This is a genomic window from Streptomyces ureilyticus (assembly GCF_011045025.1).
In the GTDB taxonomy this organism is placed as follows: domain Bacteria; phylum Actinomycetota; class Actinomycetes; order Streptomycetales; family Streptomycetaceae; genus Streptomyces; species Streptomyces ureilyticus.
Genome location: NZ_JAAKZX010000148.1, coordinates 1 through 24062, shown reverse-complemented (window position 1 = coordinate 24062; position 24062 = coordinate 1). Strand labels below are relative to the sequence as shown.

Annotated in this window: 21 protein-coding genes and 1 pseudogene; 10 read left to right on the top strand and 12 right to left on the bottom strand. The window is 70.8% G+C overall.

The window, feature by feature from the left end:
* The first annotated feature begins 97 nt into the window (after positions 1 to 97).
* A complete protein-coding gene (locus G6048_RS33790; protein WP_165343412.1) occupies positions 98 to 487 on the top strand; it encodes a serine hydrolase in 390 nt (129 codons plus the stop codon).
* A gap of 6 nt (positions 488 to 493) precedes the next feature.
* Here the strand turns inward: G6048_RS33790 and G6048_RS33785 are convergent, their stop codons facing one another.
* The 6 genes from G6048_RS33785 to G6048_RS33760 all read right to left on the bottom strand — a co-directional run bounded on the left by G6048_RS33785 (position 494) and on the right by G6048_RS33760 (position 5506).
* The gene (locus G6048_RS33785; RefSeq protein ID WP_165343411.1) at positions 494 to 760 is read right to left on the bottom strand and encodes a DUF1876 domain-containing protein; all 267 of its coding nucleotides are present in this window, start codon (positions 758 to 760) and stop codon (positions 494 to 496) included.
* Between the two features lie 122 nt (positions 761 to 882).
* Positions 883 to 2181, bottom strand: a complete 1299-nt coding sequence (locus tag G6048_RS33780) for an ArsB/NhaD family transporter (RefSeq protein ID WP_165343410.1) — start codon at positions 2179 to 2181, stop codon at positions 883 to 885.
* Positions 2182 to 2351: 170 nt separating this feature from the next.
* Positions 2352 to 2813, bottom strand: coding sequence for a CBS domain-containing protein (locus tag G6048_RS33775; protein ID WP_165343409.1), 462 nt, complete (start codon positions 2811 to 2813; stop codon positions 2352 to 2354).
* A 36-nt stretch (positions 2814 to 2849) separates the two neighbouring features.
* Positions 2850 to 3317 carry a hypothetical protein gene (locus G6048_RS33770; protein ID WP_328827738.1) on the bottom strand — a complete coding sequence of 156 codons (468 nt, stop codon included), beginning with the start codon at positions 3315 to 3317 and terminating at the stop codon, positions 2850 to 2852.
* 94 nt (positions 3318 to 3411) lie between these two features.
* The gene (locus G6048_RS33765; RefSeq protein ID WP_165343408.1) at positions 3412 to 4134 is read right to left on the bottom strand and encodes a potassium channel family protein; all 723 of its coding nucleotides are present in this window, start codon (positions 4132 to 4134) and stop codon (positions 3412 to 3414) included.
* Positions 4127 to 5506, bottom strand: coding sequence for a TrkH family potassium uptake protein (locus G6048_RS33760; protein WP_165343407.1), 1380 nt, complete (start codon positions 5504 to 5506; stop codon positions 4127 to 4129). Before G6048_RS33760 ends, G6048_RS33765 begins: the two co-directional genes overlap by 8 nt.
* 278 nt (positions 5507 to 5784) lie before the next feature.
* Here G6048_RS33760 and G6048_RS33755 point away from each other — a divergent pair, with 278 nt between their 5' ends.
* From G6048_RS33755 to G6048_RS33745, 3 genes are all read left to right on the top strand, one after another.
* Positions 5785 to 6735 carry a pectate lyase family protein gene (locus G6048_RS33755; RefSeq protein WP_235990658.1) on the top strand — a complete coding sequence of 317 codons (951 nt, stop codon included), beginning with the start codon at positions 5785 to 5787 and terminating at the stop codon, positions 6733 to 6735.
* Positions 6736 to 6972: 237 nt separating this feature from the next.
* On the top strand, positions 6973 to 11184 hold the full coding sequence (locus G6048_RS51130; RefSeq protein WP_165343405.1) for a substrate-binding domain-containing protein: 4212 nt from the start codon (positions 6973 to 6975) through the stop codon (positions 11182 to 11184).
* 101 nt (positions 11185 to 11285) lie between these two features.
* On the top strand, positions 11286 to 12269 hold the full coding sequence (locus G6048_RS33745; protein ID WP_165343404.1) for an aldo/keto reductase: 984 nt from the start codon (positions 11286 to 11288) through the stop codon (positions 12267 to 12269).
* A gap of 33 nt (positions 12270 to 12302) precedes the next feature.
* Here G6048_RS33745 and G6048_RS33740 read toward each other — a convergent pair whose 3' ends face one another.
* Entirely contained in the window at positions 12303 to 13181 is an 879-nt protein-coding gene (locus G6048_RS33740) for a LysR substrate-binding domain-containing protein (RefSeq protein ID WP_165343403.1), read from the bottom strand.
* A gap of 83 nt (positions 13182 to 13264) precedes the next feature.
* Between G6048_RS33740 and G6048_RS33735 the strand changes: the two genes are divergently transcribed.
* The gene (locus G6048_RS33735; protein ID WP_165343402.1) at positions 13265 to 14329 is read left to right on the top strand and encodes an alpha/beta fold hydrolase; all 1065 of its coding nucleotides are present in this window, start codon (positions 13265 to 13267) and stop codon (positions 14327 to 14329) included.
* 20 nt (positions 14330 to 14349) lie between these two features.
* Here G6048_RS33735 and G6048_RS33730 read toward each other — a convergent pair whose 3' ends face one another.
* The 5 genes from G6048_RS33730 to G6048_RS33710 all read right to left on the bottom strand — a co-directional run bounded on the left by G6048_RS33730 (position 14350) and on the right by G6048_RS33710 (position 18392).
* On the bottom strand, positions 14350 to 15159 hold the full coding sequence (locus tag G6048_RS33730; protein ID WP_165343401.1) for an SAM-dependent methyltransferase: 810 nt from the start codon (positions 15157 to 15159) through the stop codon (positions 14350 to 14352).
* A 199-nt stretch (positions 15160 to 15358) separates the two neighbouring features.
* Complete coding sequence (locus tag G6048_RS33725; RefSeq protein WP_165343400.1) at positions 15359 to 16276, bottom strand: hypothetical protein; 918 nt, start codon at positions 16274 to 16276, stop codon at positions 15359 to 15361.
* A 150-nt stretch (positions 16277 to 16426) separates the two neighbouring features.
* A complete protein-coding gene (locus G6048_RS33720; RefSeq protein WP_165343399.1) occupies positions 16427 to 16792 on the bottom strand; it encodes an ArsR/SmtB family transcription factor in 366 nt (121 codons plus the stop codon).
* Positions 16789 to 17235 (bottom strand): SRPBCC domain-containing protein, encoded by a 447-nt coding sequence (locus G6048_RS33715; protein WP_165343398.1) that lies wholly within the window; start codon positions 17233 to 17235, stop codon positions 16789 to 16791. Before G6048_RS33715 ends, G6048_RS33720 begins: the two co-directional genes overlap by 4 nt.
* 107 nt (positions 17236 to 17342) lie before the next feature.
* The gene (locus G6048_RS33710; RefSeq protein WP_165343397.1) at positions 17343 to 18392 is read right to left on the bottom strand and encodes a LacI family DNA-binding transcriptional regulator; all 1050 of its coding nucleotides are present in this window, start codon (positions 18390 to 18392) and stop codon (positions 17343 to 17345) included.
* A 107-nt stretch (positions 18393 to 18499) separates the two neighbouring features.
* On the opposite strand from G6048_RS33710, the gene G6048_RS33705 reads away from it, so the two are divergent.
* The 5 genes and pseudogenes from G6048_RS33705 to G6048_RS33685 all read left to right on the top strand — a co-directional run bounded on the left by G6048_RS33705 (position 18500) and on the right by G6048_RS33685 (position 24032).
* Entirely contained in the window at positions 18500 to 19657 is a 1158-nt protein-coding gene (locus tag G6048_RS33705) for a phytanoyl-CoA dioxygenase family protein (RefSeq protein WP_165343396.1), read from the top strand.
* Between the two features lie 15 nt (positions 19658 to 19672).
* Positions 19673 to 20449, top strand: coding sequence for an SDR family oxidoreductase (locus G6048_RS33700; RefSeq protein ID WP_165343395.1), 777 nt, complete (start codon positions 19673 to 19675; stop codon positions 20447 to 20449).
* Positions 20450 to 20520: 71 nt separating this feature from the next.
* The gene (locus G6048_RS33695) at positions 20521 to 21525 is read left to right on the top strand and encodes a Gfo/Idh/MocA family protein (RefSeq protein ID WP_165343394.1); all 1005 of its coding nucleotides are present in this window, start codon (positions 20521 to 20523) and stop codon (positions 21523 to 21525) included.
* Between the two features lie 145 nt (positions 21526 to 21670).
* Positions 21671 to 22999 (top strand): protoporphyrinogen/coproporphyrinogen oxidase, encoded by a 1329-nt coding sequence (locus tag G6048_RS33690; protein ID WP_235990657.1) that lies wholly within the window; start codon positions 21671 to 21673, stop codon positions 22997 to 22999.
* A pseudogene (locus G6048_RS33685) lies at positions 22996 to 24032 on the top strand (Gfo/Idh/MocA family protein). Before G6048_RS33690 ends, G6048_RS33685 begins: the two are co-directional and overlap by 4 nt.
* The last annotated feature ends 30 nt before the right edge of the window (positions 24033 to 24062 follow it).

Here is a 24062-nt window from a genome sequence, read left to right as displayed (position 1 = left end):
CGAGAAACGCTTCATAGAGCAGGCCAAGACCACCATCAAGCTGATAGATGGCGCGGTCTGTGGCCGACCAGGTCAGTAGCCCGCGTCACGGGTGCGGATGCGCCGGTGCGTGGGTCGCGTCCTCGATAGCACCACCGACGACATGAACACCTTCCTGCGCGCCCTGATGAATGGCCGGCTGCTGCCCGCGGAGCAGCTGGCGCAGATGCGGACCACTGTCCCGGCGCCCGACGAGTTGGGCGACAAGACGCGCTACGGGCTCGGCATCGCCTGGCGCCCGGTCAAGGGCTGCCCCAAGGGGGTCTGGCACCACGGCGGTACCTCCTTCGGCACCGTCTCCGAGTCCGCCGTCACCCCAGACGGAAAGGTGTCGGCCGCGGCGGCCGTCTTCACCACCCGCTTCGGCGACGAGAAACGCTTCATAGAGCAGGCCAAGACCACCATCAAGCTGATAGATGGCGCGGTCTGTGGCCGACCAGGTCAGTAGCCCGCGTCACGGGTGCGGATGCGCCGGTGCGTGGGTCGCGTCCTCGATCTCGTGGGCGGCCTTGCGGAGCAGACGTCGGGCCATGTCGTTGAGTGCTCTGGCCGCGGCCAGTTCCTCGCCGACCTGGGCCTGCTGCGGGTCGCTGGGATTGCGCTTCGCGTGACCGTGGGTCGTCATCCGCGTGGTGTCCGGCAACCGCAGGGTCGCCGTCGCCTCGCTCTCGGTGTCGGACCGGTCGATGTCCAGGTCGATATGCCAGTTGAGGTGTGCCATGGTGCTCACCCCTTCGCCCGCCGAAGTTCCGTGCAGTGGCGACGAGTGCCCGGATCCCGGGGCCGTATGCGTCGAGGCCTGTCGGCATCGGCGTGCGCCTCCTACGACAGGCTTCACGCACGTCACGCGAGGGCGAAGTACCGCAGCCACACATAGGCGAGGGCGAACACCACGGTGACCGCGGTGACGATCAGGCCGTACTTGGTGAACTGCCAGAACGAGATGGGCTGGCGGTTGCGTTCCGCGATGCCCAGGACGACGACGTTGGCGGAGGCACCGATCGCGGTGGCGTTGCCGCCGAGGTCGGCGCCCAGGGCGAGGGCCCACCACATGACGTGATCGCTGCCGCCGCCCATGTTCTGGACCAGGTCACCGGTGATGGGCGCCATCGTGGCGACGTACGGAATGTTGTCGACGATGCCCGAGAGGACCGCGGAGGCGCCCAGCATCGTCATGGAGCCGCCCAGTTCGTTGTCCCCGATCGTGTCGGCGAGGGTCTTGGAGACCTCGCCGATGACGCCGGTTTCGATCAGCCCGCCGATCATGATGAAGAGGCCGGCGAAGAAGGCGAGGGTGGGCCATTCGACCTCGGCCAGGACCTCGCCGGTCTCCGCCGAGGAGATGGCGATGAGCAGCCCGGCACCGAGTAGCGCTACCACGCTGGGCTCGTAGTGCAGCACGGGGTGGAGGACGAATCCGGTGACGACCAGGGCGAGCACGACCAGCCCCTGGATCAGCAGCCGCGGATGGCGGATGGCCTCCCGCTCCTCCAGCTCCATGATCTCGGCGGCGCGGTCCTCGTCGTACACGAAGGTCTTGCGGAACATCACCCGGCACAGCAGGACGAGGACGACTATCAGGAACGCGGACAGCGGGGCGAGATGGATCAGGAAGTCGTTGAAGGTCAGACCGGCGCGGCTGGCGATGATGATGTTCGGGGGATCGCCGACGAGGGTGGCCGTGCCGCCGATGTTCGAGGCCAGTACCTCAGCGATCAGGAACGGTGCGGCGGGCAGGCCGAGCCGGTCGCAGACCAGCAGGGTGACGGGGGCGATCAGCAGAACCGTGGTGACATTGTCGAGCAGTGCCGAGGCGAACGCCGTGATGACGATGAGCATCGCCATCACCCGGAACGGTTTGGCACGTGCCTTCTTCACGGACCAGATCGCCAGATACTCGAACATGCCGGTCTTCTTCAGCACACCGACGATCATCATCATGCCCAGGAGCAGGAAGATGACGTTCCAGTCGATGCCGGAGTGCTCGGAGTAGAACGCCGAGTGGTCGTCGGTCGCCCGGATCGCGAGCATCAGACCGGCGCCGCCGAGGGCCACCGCGACGCGGTGGATCTTCTCGCTGATGATCAGGGCGTACGCGCCGACGAACACGATGATCGCGGCCCAGCTGTGCCAGTCGTTCACATTTCACACCGATCGGAAGAGAGATTGATCCGCTGCTCGCCGACCAGGCTTCCCAGCACACCGGGCGGAAACCATACCCGTCCATGACGTGTCTGTGGCAGGTGGCCTCCGTGTAGGGGAGCAGCCGGAACCTCTTCCGGGTTCCGGCAGTACGGAGCGTGATGGCGCCCTTACGAAACGGCGCCGATCAGCCGGTCCAGCAGATGCGAGGCGGTGATCACGCCGAGCAGACGCAGACCGGCCTTGTCCTTCTCCGCCACCGCCACCAGCGGGCTGCGCACCTGCGCCATCAGCGCCGCGACCTCGAGTGCGGTGTCGTCCGGCGCGGCGACCGGCGGCGCGGGCACGGACTTCGACAGACACTCTCGTACGGTCCGGCCCTGGAGCGCCTGGCACAGCCGGTCGGCGTGCCGCTCGTCGACCACGGCGGCCAGCGTCGGGTCCTCGATGACGTACTCCGGCACCAGGATCTTGATCATCTGGGAGGCCGGCAGGATCGCCTTCGGCGTGCCCGCCTCGTCGACCACCAGGAGCGCGGGCAGCCGGTGCCGGGCCATCAGCCGTGCCGCCTCCAGGGCGTCGGTGTCCAGACCGACCGTCTCGTACTCCACTGCCAGGTCACGTGCCCGCACGATCGGCTCCTGTCTCCTGCTCGGTCACTACACCGCTCATTGTCGCTCCCGCCCCGGTGTGACGCGGTGGTGGGCACCCCGGGCGTGCAGGATCCGCGCGAGGACCGTGCCGAGGAACGCGGCGGCCAGGAGCAGGACGAGCCGGGCGGCGTCGAGGTGCCCGTCCCAGCTGAGTTCACCGCGGGGTGCGATGGTGAAGTGGTTGAGGAACAGCCAGCACACGAGGGCGATCCCGGGCGCCGCACGGAAGCGGGCGGGCAGCCCCAGCAGCACGGCGAGCCCGGACAACGCCCCCAGCGCCAACGACGAGCTGGTCAGCCCGCCGACGGCACCGAGCACGGCCACCAGGAGGCAGGATCCCGCGAAGGCCGCCATCCAGACGAAGCCGGTCGCCACCGGCTCGGGCACGGGCCTGACCACGGGGGTCCGCAGCGGGTGCCACTCCACCATGACCGCTCCCCTCACCTTCTCCGTACGTACGCGGTTGCCGCTCTCCCGCAGCAAGGCACGACCGTGCCGCGTTTGGCGACCGCCTTGGGCGGGCTTGACGGATCCCGTACGGCTCGTTGACGGTTACGTATACCAAGTGCCGTGCGCCTCAGCTCAGTTCGGCGAAGGACTCCACCGCGTGGGTCTTGCCGGTGACGATGAGGACGTCGCCCTTCTGCACGACGGTGTCGGCGGTCGCGTACGTGAAGCCCTCGCCGGGCCGCTTGATGCCGACGACCGTGACGCCGAACCTGGCGCGGACCTGGCTCTCGCCGAGCGGCATGCCGGTGGCGACCTGAGGGGCGACGGTCTTCACCAGAGCGTAATCGTCGTCGAACTCGATGAAGTCCAGCATCCGGCCGGTGACCAGGTGCGCGACCCGTTCGCCCATCTCGTGCTCGGGCAGGACGACATGGTGCACCCCGAGGCGTTCGAGGATCTGGCCGTGCTGGCGACTGATGGCCTTGGCCCACAGGTTGGGCACCTGGGCCTCGAGCAGATTCGAGCTGACCAGGATGCTCGCCTCGATGTCCGTACCGATGGCGACCACGGCGCTGGTGAACTCGTGGACACCGAGCTGGTGCAGCGCTTCGGGGTCGGTGCAGTCGGCGACGGCGGCGTGGGTGAGGGCGTCGCTGTACTTCTGCACCAGCCGGGCATCGGTGTCGATCCCGAGGACGTCCCAGCCGCGCCGCATCAGCTCCCCGGCCAGTGAGGAGCCGAAGCGGCCCAGGCCGATGACGGCGACGCGCTGGTCGGCGCCGCCGCGGGCGGGGGTCTCGGTGCGGCGCTTGCGGCGCCGCTGACGCAGCGCGTGCAGGTAGTTAGCCAATGACGGGTCGCTCCTCGGGCAGTTCGTAGCGGCGGGTGCGCTCGCGCAGGGCGAGGGCAGAGACGAGGGTGATGGGGCCGAGGCGGCCGACGAACATCAGGCCGACCAGCAGCAGTTGACCGGTCGCCGGCAGATCGGCGGTGATGCCGGTGGACAGGCCCACCGTGGCGAAGGCGGACACGACTTCGAACAGCACCGCCTCCAGACGCTCCTCGGTCATCGCGAGCAGCGCGAGCGTGGAGGCGATGACCAGGCCGATGCCCAGCAGCGCCACGGTCAGCGCCTGGCGCAGCACCTGCGGGGCCAGTCGGCGGCCCAGCACCGCGGACGAGGTCTCGCCGCGCACCTCGGCGAGGATCGCGGCGAACAGGACGGCGAAGGTGGTGACCTTGATGCCGCCCGCGGTTCCGGCGCTGCCGCCGCCGATGAACATCAGTACGCAGGTCATCAGCAGCGTCGAGGGGTGCAGGGCGCCGACGTCGAGCGAGTTGAACCCCGCGGTGCGCGACATCGCCGAGTGGAAGAAGCCGCTGAGGATCTTGTGCGCCACGCCCTGCGGGCCGAGCGTCGCCGCGTTGGTCCACTCCAGCAGGCACGTCAGTACGGTCCCCGTGAGCAGCAGGACAGCGGTCATGATCAGCGTCAGCCTGGTGTGCAGCGTCCAGTTGCGGCGCCCGGTCGTCCGCCGACGGTTGCGATGGCGCAGCAGCTCCAGCATGACGGGGAAGCCGATGCCGCCGAGGATCACGGCCACGGCGATCGGCAGCGTGACCCAGGCGTCCTGCGCATAGCGGGTGAGGCTGTCGGCGTGCAGCCCGAACCCGGCGTTGTTGAACGCCGACACGGCATGGAAGTAGCCCAGGTACGCCGCCTCGCCGATGCCGTTGCCGTACCCGTAGCGGAAACGCAGCGCGAGGACGGCGCTCACCGCGAGCTCGACGATCAGGGTCGTACCGGCGACGCCGATCAGCACCCGGCGTACGTCCCCGATGCCGAGGCTCTTCGTCTCGGCCTGGGCCGTCAGCTGCAGCCGCAGGCGCAGCCGGCCCGCGACCAGCAGCGCCAGCAGCGAGGCCATCGTCATGATCCCGAAGCCGCCGACCTGGATCAGCGCGAGGATCACGCCCTCGCCGAAGCCACTCCAGTACGTTCCTGTGTCGACCACCGCCAGACCGGTGACGCAGACCGCGGAGGTGGACGTGAACAACGCCGTCACGAAGCCCGTGGCGGAGCCGTCCTCGGAGGCGACCGGCAGCGTCAGCAGCACCGCGCCGCCCAGCACCACGACGGCGAACGCCACCACGACCGCACGCGCGGGATGCGCCGCGAGCAGCGACGACCACGACCGCAGCCGCGTCAGCAGTGCTGCCACCGCCCGTTCCTTCCCCGTATGACCCTGTGGGACGGGAACCGCTCGCCGCGTAGCGCCGGCGTCAAGCCCTCGTCAAAGGCTGGTCAAGATCCCGACCGCACACCTTACTTCTCCGCTGCGCGCAATAGTCCACACAGCCGCCGTCATCGTCCACAACGGTCGCTCTAGCATCGTGCACAGCCAGTCGCGCGGCTCACTCACACGTACGCGTACATCAGCTCTCCAAACCCCCACGGATGGAGATTCCCATGCGCAGGACGAGCGCAAGGATCACCTTGATGAGCGTCGCCGCCGGTACGGCCGTTGTGCTGGCCGTGACCGCGGCGACGACCGCGAACGGAGCCCCGCCCGAGGCGGAAGGCGGCAAGGCCGGCAAAGTGGTAGCCGCAGCAGGCCCCATCGGCTTCGGTGCCGGTACGACGGGAGGTGCGGGCGGCAGCACGGTCACCGTGTCCGACGCCTCCGCCTTCACCGAGGCCGTTCAGGGCAGCGGCGCCGCGATCGTGAAGGTCGACGGCACCATCTCGCTGAGCGGTATGACGAAGGTCGCCGGCGACAAGACCATCGTCGGCGTCGGCACCAACGGCAAGATCACCGGTGGCGGCCTGAACGTCAGCAAGGTCAACAACGTGATCATCCAGAACCTGGCCTTCTCGGGGTCCGGCGACGACGCGATCAACGTCGAGTACGCCGAGAAGGTCTGGATCGACCACAACGAGATCTCCGGCGCCAGCGACGGCGGCGTCGACATCAAGCGGGCCTCGAACAACATCACCGTGTCCTGGAACCGCAGTCACGACCAGGACAAGAACATGCTGCTGGGCCACTCCGACGACAACGGCGGTGAGGACAGCGGCAAGCTGAAGGTGACGTACGACCACAACTGGTTCGACGGCACCGGCCAGCGCAACCCCCGGGTCCGCTTCGGCAACCCCGTGCACGTGCTGAACAACTACTTCAGCGACATCGGGTCCTACGGCGTGGCGTCCACCGAGGGTGCGGGCGTGCTCGTCGAGGGGAACTACTTCGAGAACACGGAGGACCCCTTCCACCTCGGCGAGGGCGACTCCGGCCCTGGCACGCTGGTGGCCAAGGACAACCACTTCGAGGGCTCCGGCGAGGGCCAGGCCGGCGGCAGCGTGGCGAGCATCCCGTACGACTACACCGCCGACGCCGCCGCCGGCGTGAAGGCCGCGGTGATGGAGGGCGCCGGAGTGGGCAAGATCTGACGCACACCGGAGTGGGCAAGATCTGACGCGCCATTCGATCCGGTACGCACCGGATTCCCCTCGTGCGGCACCTGATGGCCGCACGGAGACCGGGGCAGGACCCGCGGACGAGCCGTGCCGCGGGTCTTGCCCCGGTAAGCGCTTTCCCCTACGTTCCTCGACTCGACGGGACATCCCCGGGCGGGCCTTCTTGTGGCCCCCAGGCGCCCGGGAGAACCCCTGACGAGTGAGGCACCTATGGCGGAACAAGGGCCCGCCTCAGGCGCGGGTCGGCGGGAGGTACCGGAACGGCTCACGATCGGGCTGGTCACGGCGAACATCCATCTCGGCGTCGGCGCCACCCTGTGGTCCGGGGCGCTGCGGGCCGCGGAGCGCGACGACGTGAACCTCGTGTGCTTCCCGGGAGGCTCACTGCGCCCGGGCGGCGAGGCGTCGCGGAGCGCGCTGTACGAACTGGTGGACCGGGCGCGGCTCGACGGCGTCGTCTGCTGGAGCTCCACCCTCGGCCTGCCGGCGTCCGGCGACCACGCCGAGCGGCTGCTGCGCTCGCTGCGACGGTTACCTGTCGTCAGCCTCAACCACGCCCTGGAAGGCGTCGACGACCACGAGACCCTCACGCTCGACTCGTACGCGGGCATGCGGGAGCTCGTCGGCCACCTGGTCGCACGGCACGGCGTACGACGCCCGGCGTGCATCCGCGGGCCGCTCACCAACCCGGTCTCCTTCGGCCGCTACCGCGCCTACACCCAGGCGCTGGCCCAGTACCGCTTGCCCGCGGAACGCCAACTCGTATGTGCCGCAGGCGACTTCGCGGCGGGTGCCGGCGCTTCGGCGATGCGGGTGCTGCTGGACGCGCGTGGGTTGCGGCCCGGTGTCGACTTCGACGCGGTGGTCGCGTGCAGCGACGTACTGGCGGCGGATGCGCTGCGGCTGCTCGCCGAGCGGGGCATCCGGGTACCCGAGGACGTCGCCGTGGTCGGCTTCAACGATTCCCCCGAAGCCAGGCTCTCCGAGCCGCCGCTGACCTCGGTCTCGCTGCCCTTCGCGGAGCTGGGCGGGTTGGCCGTGGACACGCTGGTGGCCCGGCTGCGGGGCGCGCCTGCGCCGGACCGTACGGCGGTCGCGGGGGCGGTGGTGGTACGGCGGTCGTGTGGGTGTCCTTCGCCGTTGGTGGCGGAGGGGTCGGTCAGCGGCGGGTTGCTGTCGGGCCGGGCGCTGTCGGGCCGGTCGCGCGTCGAGGGGCGGCGCTCGGATCGGCCGCGCCCGGGCGGGTCACGTGCCGAGGGGCCACCCTCGGGCCTGGCACCTTCGGGTGGGCCGCTTGACGAGGGGGCGCGCTCGGGCGGGTCGCCCAACGCGGGGTCACCCTCGGGTGGGGTGCTCAACGAGGGGCCGCGCTCGGGAGGGCCGTCCGCCGAAAGGTCGGGCTCGGGAGGATCGCTCGACGGCGGGTCGCAGTCGGGCGGGTCGGTCACGGACGGGCCGCAACCAGTCGGGGTGTTCGCGGAGGGGCCGCGATGGGGCGGGTCATTTGCCGATGTGCCGCAACCAGACGAGGCGCCCTTGGAAGGGCTGCGCCCAGGTGGATCGCGCACCGGCGGGCCGCCATCGGGCGGGCCCCGCTCGAGTGGGCCGGGCTCGGGTAGTTCGCTCGCCGGCGGGCCGCCATCGGGCGGGTCCCGCTCGGAGAGGGCGCGTTCGAGTGGGCCGGGCTCAGGTGGGGGCCACTCGCGTGGTCCGCTCTCGTGCGACGCGGTCTTCGCGGCGCTTCCTTGTGCGGGGCCGGAGTTGGCGGCGGCGTTCCGGGCGGATGCGGATCCTGCGGGGGCGGATGCCGGTCGCGTCGTGGACGGCGATCGCCCCGGTGCTCGGGGCCCGGGTGCCGGGCTCGGGGGCGCCGACGTCCATTCCTCCGGCTCCGGCCCGTACGGCTTTCTGCCCATGCTGGAGCGCCTGTTGGGTCAGCAGGTGCGCAGGCCCGACACGGTGGCGGCCTGGGAGCGGGCCCTGCTGGAGATACGGGACGACGCGGTCAGGTGTCTGCCTCAGGCCGCTCGGGTTCGTGGGGAGCGGCTCCTCGCGCAGGCGCGGCTGCTGGTGGCCGATGCGTCCCGGCGGCTGCTGGAGTACGAGCGGTGGCTGGATGGTCAGGAGGCGGGCCGGTTGCGGGAGTTCGGCACGGCGCTGGCCACCGTGGTCGATCTCGACGGGCTGGGGGAGGCTCTGGAGCGGCATGCGGTGGTGGGCGGGCTGCCGGGGTGCCGGGTGGTGCTCTACGAGGGTGCCTGGGACCGGCTCTCCGGGGCCGGTCGCCAACTGGCGCGGGTTCTGCGGGTCCCGTCCGCTCCGGGCGACCGTGGCGGGGCTCGCCCGGAGCCGGGTCCGTACCCCGCGCACCTGCTGCTGCCCGACGAACTGCTGCCCGAGGCCGACCGGTTCACCTTCGTACTGGAACCCCTCCACGTCGGTGATGAGCAACTGGGCTTCGCCGTCTTCGAGTCCGGTACGGGGCCCGAGGCCGACCGGCGGGGAAGCCTCTACCGGGCGCTGGGTGACCAGATCAGCGCGGCGCTGAAGGGCATCAGGCTGTTCGCCGAGGTGCGCCGGGCCCGGGACGCCGCGGAACGGGCCAGCACCTTCAAGACCCGCCTGCTGAACCAGGTCACCCAGGAGCTGCGCGGACCGCTGGAGGAGATCCGGCGGCATGCGGGCGCCGAGGCGGGCGGCGCCGAAGCGGGCGGGGGCGAGGCGCTCCAGCTGGTGCATCGCGATGCCGGCCGGCTGCTGCGACTGGTCGACGATCTGCTGGAGTGGTCCCGCACCGGGACGGACGAACTCGGCCTGGCCCCACGGCTGATCGACCCGCGGCCCGTACTGGTGAAGGCCTTCCGTGCCGTTGCCGCCACGGCACCGGGCGGCGCCGACTGGTCCCTCGTACTGCCCCGGCGGCTGCCCGCCGTGCTCGCCGACCGGGAACAGCTGACCAAAGCTGTCTGTCATGTACTGGACGCCGCGGCGCGAGCCGACACGCAGGGCGGCGTGGCACTGACGGCGCGCACCACCCCGACGTCCGTCAGGGTCACCGTCACGGCGGTGGCCGATCCATCCGCCGACCCGCGGTCCGGCGAGGCCGAAGGGGCGGGCCTCGGGTCGGCCACGGCACGTCGTCTGGTGATGCTGCACGGCGGTTCGTACGCGGTCGGCGACAGTCCGCCGCACATCCGGCTGACCGTGGAACTGCCGCTGCCCGTGGCTCCGGGGCCACGAGCACCCTCGGCCGGAGCCGCACGCACCCTGCTGGCCGTCGGTACGGGCCGGCCCGCCGAGGATGTCGCCGCCCTCGCCAGACAGCACAGGCTACGGCTCCGCCCGGTCGACCCCGATGCGGACGCGGACGCCGGCCCGCCCACCGGCGAACGCGCCGTGGCCGCGGTGGTGTGGGACGCCGAAGCGGCCGGGCCCGAGGAGTGGCGGGCGGCGCAGCTCCTGCACGACGAACCGGCGCTGAACGGCACTCCGTTCGTACTGTTCGGGGTGACGGGCGAGGACCTCGCGCAGGCACTGCGCGGACAGCGGCCCAGCAACAGTCCGCGGCCGGTGATCGTGGTCGACGGAGCCACACCGGCACGGGAACGTCTCAGACGTTCGGTGGCCACCGCCTTACGTGGCCACCCGGTTCGTACCGCGGCCGACGGCACCACGGCGCTCGCCCTGATCGCCGAGGAGGCGCCGCACCTGGTGATCGCGCACCGGACGCTCGCGGACATGGACGGGTTCGACTTCGCCGACCGGATACGGGTGTTGGAGGGACGCCTCGGCGAAGGAGGCCTGGCGGCGGGAGGCGACGCGTCAGGCGGGGTCGCCGGGGGAGCCCTCGGCGGACATCTGGCCGGAGGGCGTCCGCCCTGCCCCGTACTGCTGCTCAGCGCCGAAGGGTTCACGCACGCCGACGCCCACCGCGCCAAGTCCCATCCCGGTCTCGTCCTCCTCGACCGCGACATCCTCACCGAGGACGAGACCGCCCGGCTGGTCGTCGCGATGACGGGCGACGGTACGCAGGCCGCCGGACGGAACCGGGCTCTCGTCCACCAGGCCCTGGTCTGCCTTCAGACGCACTACCGCCGACGGGTCTCGCGCTGGCAGATCGCCCAGGCCGTCGGCGTCAGCGCCGATCATCTGGGCCGGCTCTTCCACCAGCAGTACGGACTCACGGTGTGGGAGTACCTGACGCGCCTGCGGATCCAGCGGGCCTGCGAGCAGCTGCGCGGCAGCGAGGACAGCATCCAGAGCGTGGCCCGGGCGGTGGGTTTCACCGACCGGGCGTACTTCAGCCGGGTCTTCCGCAGGGTGACCGGCGTAGCCCCGCACGCCTACCGCACGGCCGGTCCCGCGGTCGGCCCGCAGCCGCGCGCCGCGGACACGGGGCTCATTGAGAAGGCCGGCTCATGAATGCGTGCGGGATCTTCTGTTGGACGGGCGATCTTCTCAGGCCCGATGCTGGAGACTCGGCACCGGACTGAGCCCCACGGGCACCACTGAAAGAGATCACCATGGAACAGCGGGTAATCGGCAGGATCAACCAGCAGGTATCCGTCGCCGGACTCGGCACCTGGCAGCTGGGTGCTGACTGGGGCGAGGTCAAGGAAGGGGAGGCGCTCGCCGTCCTTGACGCCGCCGTCGACAGCGGTGTGACCTTCTTCGACACCGCTGATGTGTACGGCGACGGGCGCAGCGAGCAGCTCATCGGCCGCTATCTGCGCGAACGCCCGGACGCGGACCTCTTCGTCGCCACGAAGATGGGCCGCCGCATGGCGCAGGAGCCGGAGAACTACACCCTCGACAACTTCCGTGCCTGGACGGACCGTTCGCGCACGAACCTGGGTGTGGACACGCTCGATCTCGTACAGCTGCACTGCCCGCCGACCCCCGTGTACTCCTCCGACGCGGTCTTCGACGCCCTGGACACCCTCGTCGAGGAGCAGCGCATCGCCGCGTACGGCGTGAGCGTGGAGACCTGTGAAGAGGCGTTGACCGCGATCGCCAGGCCCGGCACGGCCAGCGTCCAGATCATCTTCAACGCCTTCCGGCTCAAGCCGCTCGAGGCGGTGCTTCCGGCCGCCGCCGAGGCGGGAGTCGGCATCATCGCGCGCGTGCCGCTGGCCTCCGGGCTGCTGTCCGGCAAGTACACCAAGGACACCGTCTTCCCGGCCGACGACCACCGCACGTTCAACCGGCACGGAGAGTCCTTCGACCAGGGCGAGACGTTCTCCGGCGTCGACTACGAGTCCGGGCTCGAAGCGGCCGCGGAGTTCTCGGCCCTCGCGCCGGCGGGGGCGACGCCCGCGCAGACCGCGCTGCGCTGGATCATCCAGCAGCCCGGCGTGACCTCGGTCATCCCCGGCGCCCGCTCTCCCGAGCAGGCGCGGGCGAACGCGGAGGCCGCCGCGCTGGCACCCCTGCCGGACGCGACGCTCGACGCCGTACGAGAGCTGTACGACCGCAGCATCCGGGCCCAGGTCCACCACCGCTGGTAGCGGCGAGCGACCAGGGGCCGGCGTCGGCCGTCGTCACGCCGCGCACAGGATCTCCAGCACCGTCAGGCACGCCGGGGAGCGAGGGGCCTCGGGCCACGCCGCCGCCAGGTCCACCAAAGGTGGGTCGGCGAGGGGGCGGAAGACGAGTCCCGCCCGGGTGATCGCCTGCTGTGACGCGGGAACCAGCGCGAGGCCCGTGCCGGCGGCCACCAAGGCGGTGATCGTCTGCATCATGACCGCCTCCTGCACCACCCGAGGGTGACTGCCTCCGCGGCTGCCGCAGTACCCCGTGATCATGTCGTGCAGCCACGGCCCCTTCACGCGAGGGAACAGCACGAACGGCTCATCCCGCAGATCCACCGGGGTGAGCCGCTCGCGGTCCGCGAGCGGGTGCCCCCGGGGCAGCGCCGCCACCAGCGGCTCCCGTACGACCAGCCGGATCCGCAGCCCCGGTACGGGAGGGGACGGCGGGCGCAGCAGGCCGAGGTCCAGCTCGCCGCGTCCGAGCGCGGCCACCTGCTCCGTGCTGGTCATCTCCCGCAGGACGAGTCGCAGATTCGGATATCGCGTGCGCAGGACGGGCAGTGCGCGCGGCAGCAGTTCGTCCATGGCGGAACCGACGAAACCGAGGGTGAGCTGGCCGAGCTCACCGGCAGCCGTGCGCTGTGCCGTCAGCGCCGCGCGGTCGGCGCAGGCCAGCGTCTCCCGGGCCTCGCGCAGGAAGGCGGCCCCGGCCGGACTCAACGCCACCCGGCGCCGGTTGCGTACCAGCAGTTCCACCCCGAGCCCCGCCTCCAGACGCTGTATCTGCTGGGAGAGGGCGGGCTGGGCGATCCTCAGGCGCTCCGCGGCACGACTGAAGTGCAGCTCCTCGGCGACGGCCACGAAATATCTGAGCTGGCGCAACTCCATGGGCTCAACTTATAGGCGACAGCGATTACTTGATATCCGGTGATTGATTGTTCGTCTCAGTGGTCCTGCCTAGCGTCGTCCTCATGCGCAGACGAAACTTCCTGGCAACGATGGGCGCCGCGAGCGCGGCAACGGTGGTGGGGGCCCCGGGACCGGCTGCCGCGAGAACGGACGCCAACGGCGTCGTACGCACCGAACTGTGGGCGCGGGGCGAACACGGGCTGTGGATCCATGTCCGTGAGGTGCGGAACGCGGACCGGGACGCGAGGCCGTTGCTGCTGGTGCACGGTGCGCGGCCCGATGGCGTGGCGGCATTCGACCTGCCCGTCCTGGGCGGATCCCTGGCCGCCGACCTGGCACGGGTCGGATACGCCGTCTATGTCATGGACCTGCGCGGTTTCGGCCGCTCCGGCTACCCGCCCGAGATGAGCCAGGACCCGGAAACCAATCCGCCGTTGGTGCGGTCGGACGCGGCGATGTCCGACATCGACACCGCCGTCGCCCTGGTCCGCCGTCGCTGTGGCGGCCGGCCGACGGCGTTCGGCTGGGCCACCGGCGGCCACTGGGTCGGCATGTACGCCGCGCTGCACCCGGACCGGATCTCCGACGCGATCCTCCTCAACACCCTGTACTCGGGGACGAGTCCATGGCCGCTGCAGAGCGAAATGGAGGACCCCGATCGCCCCGGACACCCCCGCCCGCAGCCTGCCTGGCGGGCCGTCACGGCCGATGCGCTGACGTCCCGTTGGGACGCGGGCCTTGAAGGCGACGACGCCGACGCCCGACGCGATCCGGCGGTACGGGACGCCTACCGCACCGCCGCCCTGCGCGTGGACCCCACGAGTGCCGACCGCACCCCGCCCAGCTTCCGCAACCCCACCGGCCCTCTTATCGACGCCTTCTACCTGGCCCAGGGGCGGCAGTTGTACGACGCGAGCCTCATCCGCGCCCGTACGCTCGTCCTCCGCGCGGAGAACGACTTCTGGTCACGCCCCGAGGACAGCGAGCGGCTCGCCGAACACCTGACGAGCGCCCGATCCGTACGCGTACGGACCTTGCCCGGCGCCTCGCATTTCCTGCACCTGGAGCGCATCCGGTACGGGCGGGGGCAACTGCTCGACGAGATACGGTCGTTCCTGCCTGTCTGACCGCAGCAGTCGTCGTTCTCCTACGGCTTGCGGCCCACCGCGCCGTAGGCGTCCACCGTCGACGCCTCGGACTCCGGGCGCCACTCGGTGACCGGAACGACGCCGGGCTCGGCCAGTTCGAGCCCCTCGAAGAACCCGGCGATCTCCTCGACGCTGCGTACGTAGTACGGAACGGCCCCGCTCTCGTTGTACGCGTTGGACGCGGCGATCATGCCCTCGCTGGTGGCGGTGCTGTCACTGATGACCAGGTAACTGCCGGACGGCAGACCGGCCATGAGGCGTGAGACCAGTTCCCGTGCCTGGTCGTAATCGGCCACGTGCCCCAGCGTGTTGAGGATCATCAGGGCGACTGGCTGCGAGAGGTCCAGCGTGCTCGCCGCGGTCTTGAGGATCTCCTCGGGCTCGTAGAAGTCGGCGTCGATGTACGCCGTTTCGCCTTCGGGTGTGCTGGTCAGCAGCGCGCGGGCGTGGGCGAGGACCATGGGGTCGTTGTCGACGTACACGATCCGGGCGTCCGGGGCCACGCGCTGGGCCACCTCGTGGGTGTTGTCGGCGGTCGGCAGGCCGGTGCCGATGTCGAGGAACTGCCGGACGCCCTGTTCGCCGGCCAGGTGCCGGACGGCGCGCCCGAGGAACTGGCGGCTCGTGCGCGCCACGTCGACGAGGCCGGGGAAGATCTCCTTGATCTGGTCCCCGATCTCGCGGTCCACCTCGTAGTTGTCCTTGCCGCCCACGAAGTAGTTCCAGAAACGCGCGGAGTGCGGCTTGGTCGTGTCGATCCGGGCACGTATCTCGGCAGCGGCGGCGAGCTGGGGGTCTTGATCGGACACGAAAATGCCTCCTGCGCATCGGTGTTCGGTAACCGGACACAAACCTACTCGAATGTTCCTGCTTCCCGTGCCGTGTTGGCAGGCGAACTCGCCCGCATCGTACGGCTTTTGGCAAGTGAGCCGCCGTCAGGTGAGGAAGGTCGGGGAGGGGGAGGGTGGTGGCTCCCAGCGGCTCTTCCTGGTGTAGGCCGCCACGGGATCACGCCAGCACGACGCCCAACTCCTCGTACCCGGCGGCCAGTTGTCGCAGCGCACTGGCGGCCGACTGCGTGTCACCCACGACGAGGCCGTACTGCACGCTGCCGAGCAGCCGTGCCTGACGCTCCGCGACGTCCGCGGCCCGCGTCTCGCCGATCTCGGCCAGCCAGAGTGAGGCGTCGGCGAGACGGCGGGTGCCGACCCGGATGGCGAATTCGGTGAGGTGGGTGAGGGTACGGGCCTCCAACCCGGCCTGTACGTCGTCCGCGAGCCGTTCCACCGCGGCCGCACCGCCGTCCTTCAAGGACCGTCCGGGCCCGCTGTGTTGCCCCGTGAGCCATCCCGACGCGGCGGGCAGGGACCGACGCAGAGCCGTCGACACATCGACTCCCTCCGTGCGCCGGAAGTCGCTGCGCATGGTGAACGGGCCTGCGCAATCCGGCAGCTGCTCCTGCCAGGCCGCGACGAAGGCGTCGATGGGCAGCGTGGCGTAGGGGAAGCCGGCGGGATCGTGGAAGAGGACCGTGCTCTCGTCGACGCCGAGCACGGCGACCCAGTGGTCGCCGCCGTTGGGGTTGCCCGTCGACCAGGGCTGGTGCAGGAGCAGGCCGACGTCCACGGGGCCGGCCAGTGCCGGCCCGCGCTCAGTGGCCTGCCGCAGCCGGGCGACTGCCTCGTCCGGCGTGCCGCCCGTGCTTCGGCGGCAAGTCCAGCCGAGCAGCCCGATGGCCTGGTCGAGGCCGAGGTCGGGGTTCCAGCCGAGCGGATCGAAGTACGGCAGTCCGCCCTCGATCTGTGCGCCGAAGGGTGAACCGGTCAGGACCTCGATCGCCGAGGGCGAGGGCGCGTCCGCGTCCAGCACCATGGCGAGTGAGTTCGCATAGCAGTACGGGGTCGCACCCCTGAAGGCAGTTGGCATGCGCCAACCCTGACATTTTCAATTTTTCACCACCACCCTCCGCCTGAACGGGGTCTCTTTCCCCAGCCCCGCCCCTTCTCGGCTGTATCAATTTGCGGCTCCGCCGCGTGGGCGCGACCAGCCACGACGGACGGTCGGCCGACAACGAACCTACGAACCGTCCTCCCAGCGGAGCGCCTCCGCCTCCGACTCGGCCACCCGCTTGATCCTCGCCAACCGCCCGTCCCACTCAGCCGCCAGCGTCGCCATCCACCGCGCCGTCGCGTCCAGTGCCGCGGGCCGCACCACGTAGCGCATCTCGCGCCCGACCCGGCTGCCGGACACCAACCCCGCCGCGTCCAGGACCGCGAGGTGCTTGACCACCGCTTGCCGCGAGACCGGCAGGGCCGCGGCGAGCGTCGTCGCGGTGGCCTCGCCCTGGGCGGCCAGCTGACCGAGCAGCTGACGCCGCGTCGGGTCGGCCAGCGCAGCGAGGACGCTGTCGACCGGCCCGACGGCGCCGCGAGACTCCGTCATGCGGATGGCTGCTCGGCGCGCGTCTTGAGCGCGTCGAGTTCCAGGGGCCAGCCCTCGGTGTGGTCCTTGAGGTTCTGGCTGCGCAGTTCCTGGGAGCCGGCCAGCGCCGCGAACCCGCTCTCCACCACGCGCAGCCGTGTCCCGTCGCCTTCCTGTGTCAACGTGAACTCCACGAGGGTGCTGTTGTCCTCGCGCAGCTCTTCGCCCGGGAACGCGCTGGTCCAGCGGTACGCCAGATACGTCGGAGGCTGAACCTTCTCCACGCGCACCGGGAAGTCGCCATGCTCGGCGTTCTTCGCGACCATCGACTCACCTTCCCTGGCCACCGTGCCGGGCAGGCTTGCCTTGTCGGCCACCCAGAACCCGGGCTGGGCCACCAGCGTCCAGACCCGCTCCAGGGGTGCCGCGATCAGGGTTTCGCGCTCGATCCGGTCCTCGCTCATGACATGACTCCTTCGCCGTCATTCGTCCTTGGCTGGCATCCACTGCCGTCCTTGGTGCAACTCCAGAGTTGCACATCGCCCCCTCCATGTGCAACCCAGGAGTTGCACTACGAGTCGGTGGCGCTCACCACCGACTCCGGCGGCATGTTGTACGGCGTGACGACCTGGATCGGCGACGGCAGCGCGGGATCCGTATCGGCAGGCAGAGCACTCTGCGCCCGCATGATGACCCGGCAGGCCCGCCGCATGTCCTGACGGAGATCGTGGTGGAGTACGGCGGACAACCGCCCCGCCCTCAGCAGCCGGGCGTTGTCGTGGTCCAGGTCATGAGCGATGAACACCTCGCACCGCCGCCGCAACGCGTCGAACGCCTCGAGCGTGGCGACGTTTCCGCCTCCGATCGAGTAGACCGCCTTGATGTCGGGGTCGTCCCGGAGTGCGGCCAGCACCAGGTCGTACTGGGTGGCGTCCAGCCCGTCGCTGTCCGTGACCTCGACCAGACGCCGTACGGGATGCCGGGCGCGTATCGCGGCGCGGAAGCCCATCTCGCGTTCCTCCTCGCCCCGGAAGAAGCCCCGGCTGACGGTGGTCAGGATGTGCCCCGGCCGGTCGCCCAGCCACTGGCTCAGGAGATACGCGGCGGTGGCGCCCGCCGCCCGGTTGTCGATGCCGACGTAAGCGAGGCGCGAACTCGCGGGCAGGTCGGTCACCAACGTCACGACCGGGATGCCCGCCGCCTCGAGCCGGCCGACCGCGGCGGTGACCTCGGGGACGTCCGGGGCCTTCAGGATCACGCCCTGCGAACCGCGCCGGGCGATCCGGTCCAGGGTGCCGACCAGCTCCCCGACCGGGCCCCTCTCACGGAAGCGGAAACGAGAGCGCAGCACGGCAGGGTGCAGGGACGGCAGCTCGGCCTCCAGAGCGGCGCGTACGGCGGTGGTGAAGCGCTCAGGCGCCTGCATCACTATGTCGATCATGAAGGTGCGGCCGACAAGCCGGACCTGGGTGCGCTGCCGGTCCAGGTCGGCTATCGCCCGGTGCACCTCCTGCGCGGTGCTCTCCCGTACGCCGCCCCGGCCGTTGAGGACCCGGTCGACCGTGGCTTCGCTCAGGCCCGCCTGACGTGCGATCTCCCGGACGGGGAAGGGATGGCCCATGCGCCGGCTCCTTGAGGGGTTTTTGATGGGTTCCTGCTGGTTGTTCGAGGGGTTTGTACTGACAAGAATGACAGCGCTCCACCGCTCCGTGCCCCGAAGGGACGACGATGACCATCACCTCCGTACACACCCGTCCCTGGCTGTCCGAGCAGGACTGCGACCTGGACTCCTTCCGCGCGCTCGTCGAGCAGGAGACCGCCCCCACCGACTACCCGCAGGCCTCAGCCATCGTGCGGAACGTGCCGGTCTACGACGCCGACCAGGCCGAGGCCGACCGCGAGTTCCAGGCCGAGCTGGTGCACGCACTCGCCGAAGGCCCGGGCATCGTGGTCTTCCGGGGCGCCTTTCCGGACCCGGAGGTCCTCGACCGGGCCACCGCCGTCTTCGACGCCCTGATCGCCGAGCAGCGTGCCGCGGGCGCCACCGCGGGTGACCACTTCGCCAAGCCGGGCGCCAACGACCGGGTGTGGAACGCGCTGGAGAAGGCGGCCCTCTACGACGCGGAGGCGTTCGCCGACTACTACGCCAACGACGTCCTCGCCCTGGTGTCCTCGGCCTGGCTCGGCCCGGGCTACCAGGTCACCTCCCAGATCAACGTGGTCAACCCGGGCGGCGCCGCGCAGACCGCGCACCGCGACTACCACCTCGGCTTCCTCTCCAACGAGACCGCGGCCGCCTACCCGGCACACGTCCACCGCCTCTCACCCGTACTGACCCTCCAGGGCGCGGTCGCCCACTGCGACATGCCCGTCGAGTCCGGCCCGACGATGTACCTGCCGCACTCGCAGAAGTACGAGCCCGGCTACCTGGCCTGGCGACTGCCGGAATTCCGGGCCTACTTCGAGGCACGTCACGTCCAGCTCCCGCTCGCCAAGGGCGACGCGGTCTTCTTCAACCCCGCCCTCTTCCACGCCGCCGGGCACAACCGCTCGACGGACATCCGCCGCATGGCCAACCTCCTCCAGGTCTCCTCGGCCTTCGGCCGGGCGATGGAGACCGTCGACCGCGAGGCCGTGGCGAACGCCGTCTACCCGGTGCTGCGGAAACGCAAGGCCGACGGCGTACGCCAGGAATGGCTGGACACGGTGATCGCGGCCGGCGCCGAGGGCTACCCCTTCCCGACGAACCTGGACTCCGACCCGCCCGTCGACGGACTGGCCCCGCCCTCCCAGGCGGACCTCGTCCGGCGCGCCCTCCGCGAGGACTGGACCCCGGAACACCTGCGCGACGCACTACGGGCCGCCACCGAGCGGCGCGAGAGCTGAGGAACGAGACAGACCATGGGACTTCTTGAGGACAAGGTCGTCCTCGTCAACGGCGGCACCCAGGGCGTCGGCGCGGCAGTCGCCCGGGCCGCCGTCCGCGAGGGCGCGACCGTGGCCGTCACGGGACGCCGCCCCGACCCCGGCGAGGCGCTGATCGCCGAACTGGCCGAGGCCGGGGCCAAGGCCATGTACGTACGGGCCGACCTCGCCGACGCGCAGCAGGCGCGGGGGAGTGTGGCCCGGGTGATCGAGGCGTACGGCCGGATCGACTGCCTGGTCAACTCCGCCGGACTCACCTCCCGCGGAACCCTGCTCGACACCACGCCCGAACTGTTCGACGCGCACATCGCGATCAACCTCAAGGGCCCGTTCTTCGCCATGCAGGCCGCCGTCGCCGACATGCTGGCGCGCAAGGCACCCGGCACGATCGTCAACATCATCACCTCCTCCGAGCACGGCGGACAGCCCTTCCTCGCCCCGTACGTCGCGGCCAAGGCCGGACTGGCGGGGCTGACCCGCAACGCCGCGCACGCCCACCGCTGGGACCGGATCCGGATCAACGGCCTGAACATCGGCTGGACCGCGACCGAGGGCGAGGACGCCACCCAGCGCACCTTCCACGGCGCGGGCGACGACTGGCGCGAGCAGGCCGCTCAGAAGCTGCCGATGGGCAAGCTCGGCCGGCCCGACGAGATCGCCGACTTCGTGGTCCTGCTGCTCTCGGACCGCAGCGGCGTCGTCACCGGCTCGGTCATCGACTGGGACCAGAACGTCCTCGGCGGACTCGATTGAGCCGCGCGACACATACGTACGGATCAGCACCGACACGTACGACGCACAAGGAAACAAGGAGCCCCTGAACCATGCGTATCGGCATCCTCGGCCTCGGCCGCATCGGCGCGTTCCACGCCGAGACCCTCTCCCGGCTCGACGTGGTCGAGTCCCTCGTCGTCGCGGACCCGTTCGCGGATGCCGTCACGGCCGCCGTCGAGCGCTTCGGCGCCGAAGCCGTCGGCTCGCCGGAGGCGGTACTGGCCGCCGGCGTGGACGGTGTGGTGATCGCCGCCGCGACCGACGCCCATCCCGGACTGATCCGGGCCGCCGTCGAGGCGGGAGTTCCGGTCTTCTGCGAGAAGCCCGTCGCCCGTGCGATGAAGGAGGGCGTCGAGGTGCTGCACGCGGTGCGGGACAGCGGCGTCGAGATCCAGATCGGCTACAACCGGCGCTTCGACGCCGGCTTCGTGGCCGCCCGTGCCGCCGTCCAGAGCGGCGAGCTCGGCCCGCTGCACACCGTACGGTCCACCACGCTGGACCCGGCGCCGCCCCCGGCCGCGTACATCGCCGCCTCGGGAGGCATCTTCCGCGACTGCTCCGTGCACGACTTCGACATCATCCGGTGGGTGACCGGCCGCGAGGTCACCGAGGTGTACGCCGTCGGCGGCAACCGGGGCGCCGACTACATCAAGGACGCGGGCGACGCCGACACCACCGGCGCGGTCCTCACCCTCGACGACGGGACGATCGCCGTGGTGTCCAACTCCCGCCACAACGCCCGCGGTTACGACGTCCGCATGGAGATTCACGGCTTCCAGGACTCCATCGCCGTCGGCCTGGAGGACAAGCTGCCGCTGCGCTCCGTGGAGCCCGGCGTCAGCTTCCCCGCAGGGCAGCCGCACGACTTCTTCATGGACCGCTTCACCGACGCCTACCGCGCCGAACTCGACGCGTTCACCGAGGTCGTCGCCGGGCGGCGGACCTCGCCGTGCACGGTGGCGGACGCGCTGGAGGCGGGCTGGATCGCGGAGGCCTGCACGCTGTCGCTGCACGAGCACCGGCCGGTGACGATCGCCGAGGTCCGCGCCGGCTAAGAGCCCTCGCCTGTGTCCCGGGTGTCTCGGGCACCCGGGACACCCGTGTGTGAACACCACAGCTCCCGCGCGCGTTTACGGCCATGTGATCTCTCCGTACGACCATGAGAGCCGTTTACGTCCGACCGATCGAGGAGCGACGACCATGCACGAGTTACCCGACACCGCCGGCCCCCGGAGCGTGGTCGTCATCGGCGGGGGACCGAGCGGTCTGGTGGTCGCCCGTGAACTGGAGCGTGCCGGGCACCGGGTGACCGTCCTGGAGGAGCAGGACACGGTGGCAGGGAAGTGCCAGAGCGTTCACGTCGACGGGCGGGCGTACGACCTCGGCGGCCACATATGCACCAGCCGGTACGCGCGGGTCGCGGAGCTGGTGACCGAGCTGGACGGGGAGACGGAGCCGACCACCCGTTACCGCGTCCTCGACGTCGCCGCGCGCGTCGCGAGCCGCCAGTCCATGGCGTTCCTCTTCGACGGCGCCCTCCCGCGCTATCAGGCCCTGCGCGAGCGGGAGTTCCCGCGCATCGCCGAACCCGGGCTCGCCCACTCCGCGCGGGCGCTCGCCGCTCCCGTCACCGAGTGGCTCGCCGAGCACGGCCTGCAGTCCATGGCCGAGTCGTTCGGCACCGGATTCACGGCGGCCGGATACGGCTATCTCGACGACGACCTGCCCGCTCTGTACTTCGTGAAGTACGCGGAGATGACCGGGCTGTTGTCCTCGCCCCGACCCGAACTGCTCGGGCACGCAGGCGACTTCACCGTCGCGGGCGGATTCGGCACGCTGTGGCGCCGGGTCGCGGACGAGCTGAAGGACGTACGGTGCGCCGTGCGCGTGGAGTCGGTCGAGCGGCACGAGGGCGGCGTGCGGGTCGGTACCGACTCCGGCCCGGTGGAGGCGGACCACCTGGTGCTCTCCGTGGGCCTGGACCGGATCCTGCCGGTCCTGGACGCCACCGAGGAGGAGCGCGACCTCGCCGCGCGGATCCGCTGCAACGCCTACCACACCACCCTCGCCTCAGCGTCGGGCCTGCCGGAGCACGCCTTCTACTTCCTCGACCGCCACACCGCGAGCCGTGCGGCGAGGGGGCACTGCGTCTCGTACCACCACCGTTACCCGGGCAGCGATGTGCGTACGTTCTACTCGTACGGCCGCCCCGAGGACGTCCCGGCGCTGCTGCTAGACGATGTCGCGGCGCTCGGCGGGCGGCTGGGGGAGGTGTATCTGCGGCGCCAGTGGGCGTTCATGCCGCACTTCGGCAGCGACGACCTCGCCGGTGGCGCCCTGGACCGCCTCGACGCGCTGCAGGGCCGGGGTCGTACGTACTACGCCGGCGGCCTGCCTGCCTTCGAGCTGGTCGAGTGCGCTGTGGCCCACGCCCAGGACCTTGCCCGTCGGTACTTCCCGGCTGTGGACGGCGGGGCGACAGTGCAGGAAGATCGCTCTGTCACGATCGAGGAGGAACAGCAGGCATGAGCGAACCGGGCCGGGAACCACTGCGCATCGGCGTACTCGGGGCAGCACGCATCACCGAGCGCGCGCTCGTCGAACCGGCCCGGGCCGGCGGCCACCGCCTCGTCGCGGTGGCCGCACGGGACCGCGGCCGGGCGGAGGCCTTCGCCGCGCGGCACGGTGTGGAGCGGGTGCACGACTCGTACGGCGACCTGCTCGCCGACCCCGAGGTCGAGGTCGTCTACAACCCGCTCGCCAACGGTCTGCACGGGCCGTGGAACCGCGCCGCCCTCGCCGCGGGCAAGCATGTCCTGACCGAGAAACCGTCGGCGAGCAACGCCGAGGAGGCCGCCGAGGTGCGGGAGGCGGCCGCGAAGGCCGGAACCGTCTTCATGGAGGGCTTCCACTACCTCTTCCATCCGGTCACGCGGCGCCTGCACGAACTGCTGGCCAGCGGTGAACTCGGCGAGCTGCGACGGGTGGAGACCATGGTTGCGATTCCCGCCCCGGACGACACCGACCCGCGCTGGTCGCTGCCGCTTGCCGGCGGTGCCGTGATGGATCTGGGGTGCTACAGCTTGCATGCCGTGCGGATGCTGGCGCCGTGGGCGGGCGGTGCGCCGCGGCTGGTGTCCGCGCGGGGTGAGGAGCGGGCGGGGGCGCCTGGGGTCGACGAGTGGATCGACGCCGAGCTGGAGTTTCCCGGGGGCGCCATACGCCATATGGCACCGGGTCGGCCCGGTGCCATATGGCGTATGGCGAGCTGGAGATGAGCTGCCGGATCGTTGGCTCCCGGGGCGAGGCCCTTGCGCCGAACTTTGTGCTGCCGCACCAGGACGATCGGGTTGTGGTGCGTACGGGGGAGGGGGAGCGGGTGGAGCGGCTTGGGACGCGGTCGTCGTACACGTATCAGCTGGATGCGTTTGCCGCGCGCGTCCGTGGCGGAGTTGACCTGCCGCTGGACGCGGACGATGCGCTGGCGACGATGACGCTGATTGACGCGTGCTACGCGGCTGCGGGCTTTGGCCCGCGGCCGCGTACGCAACTGTCGGCGTGACGCCGCGTCAACGCTCGCCCTCTTCACCCC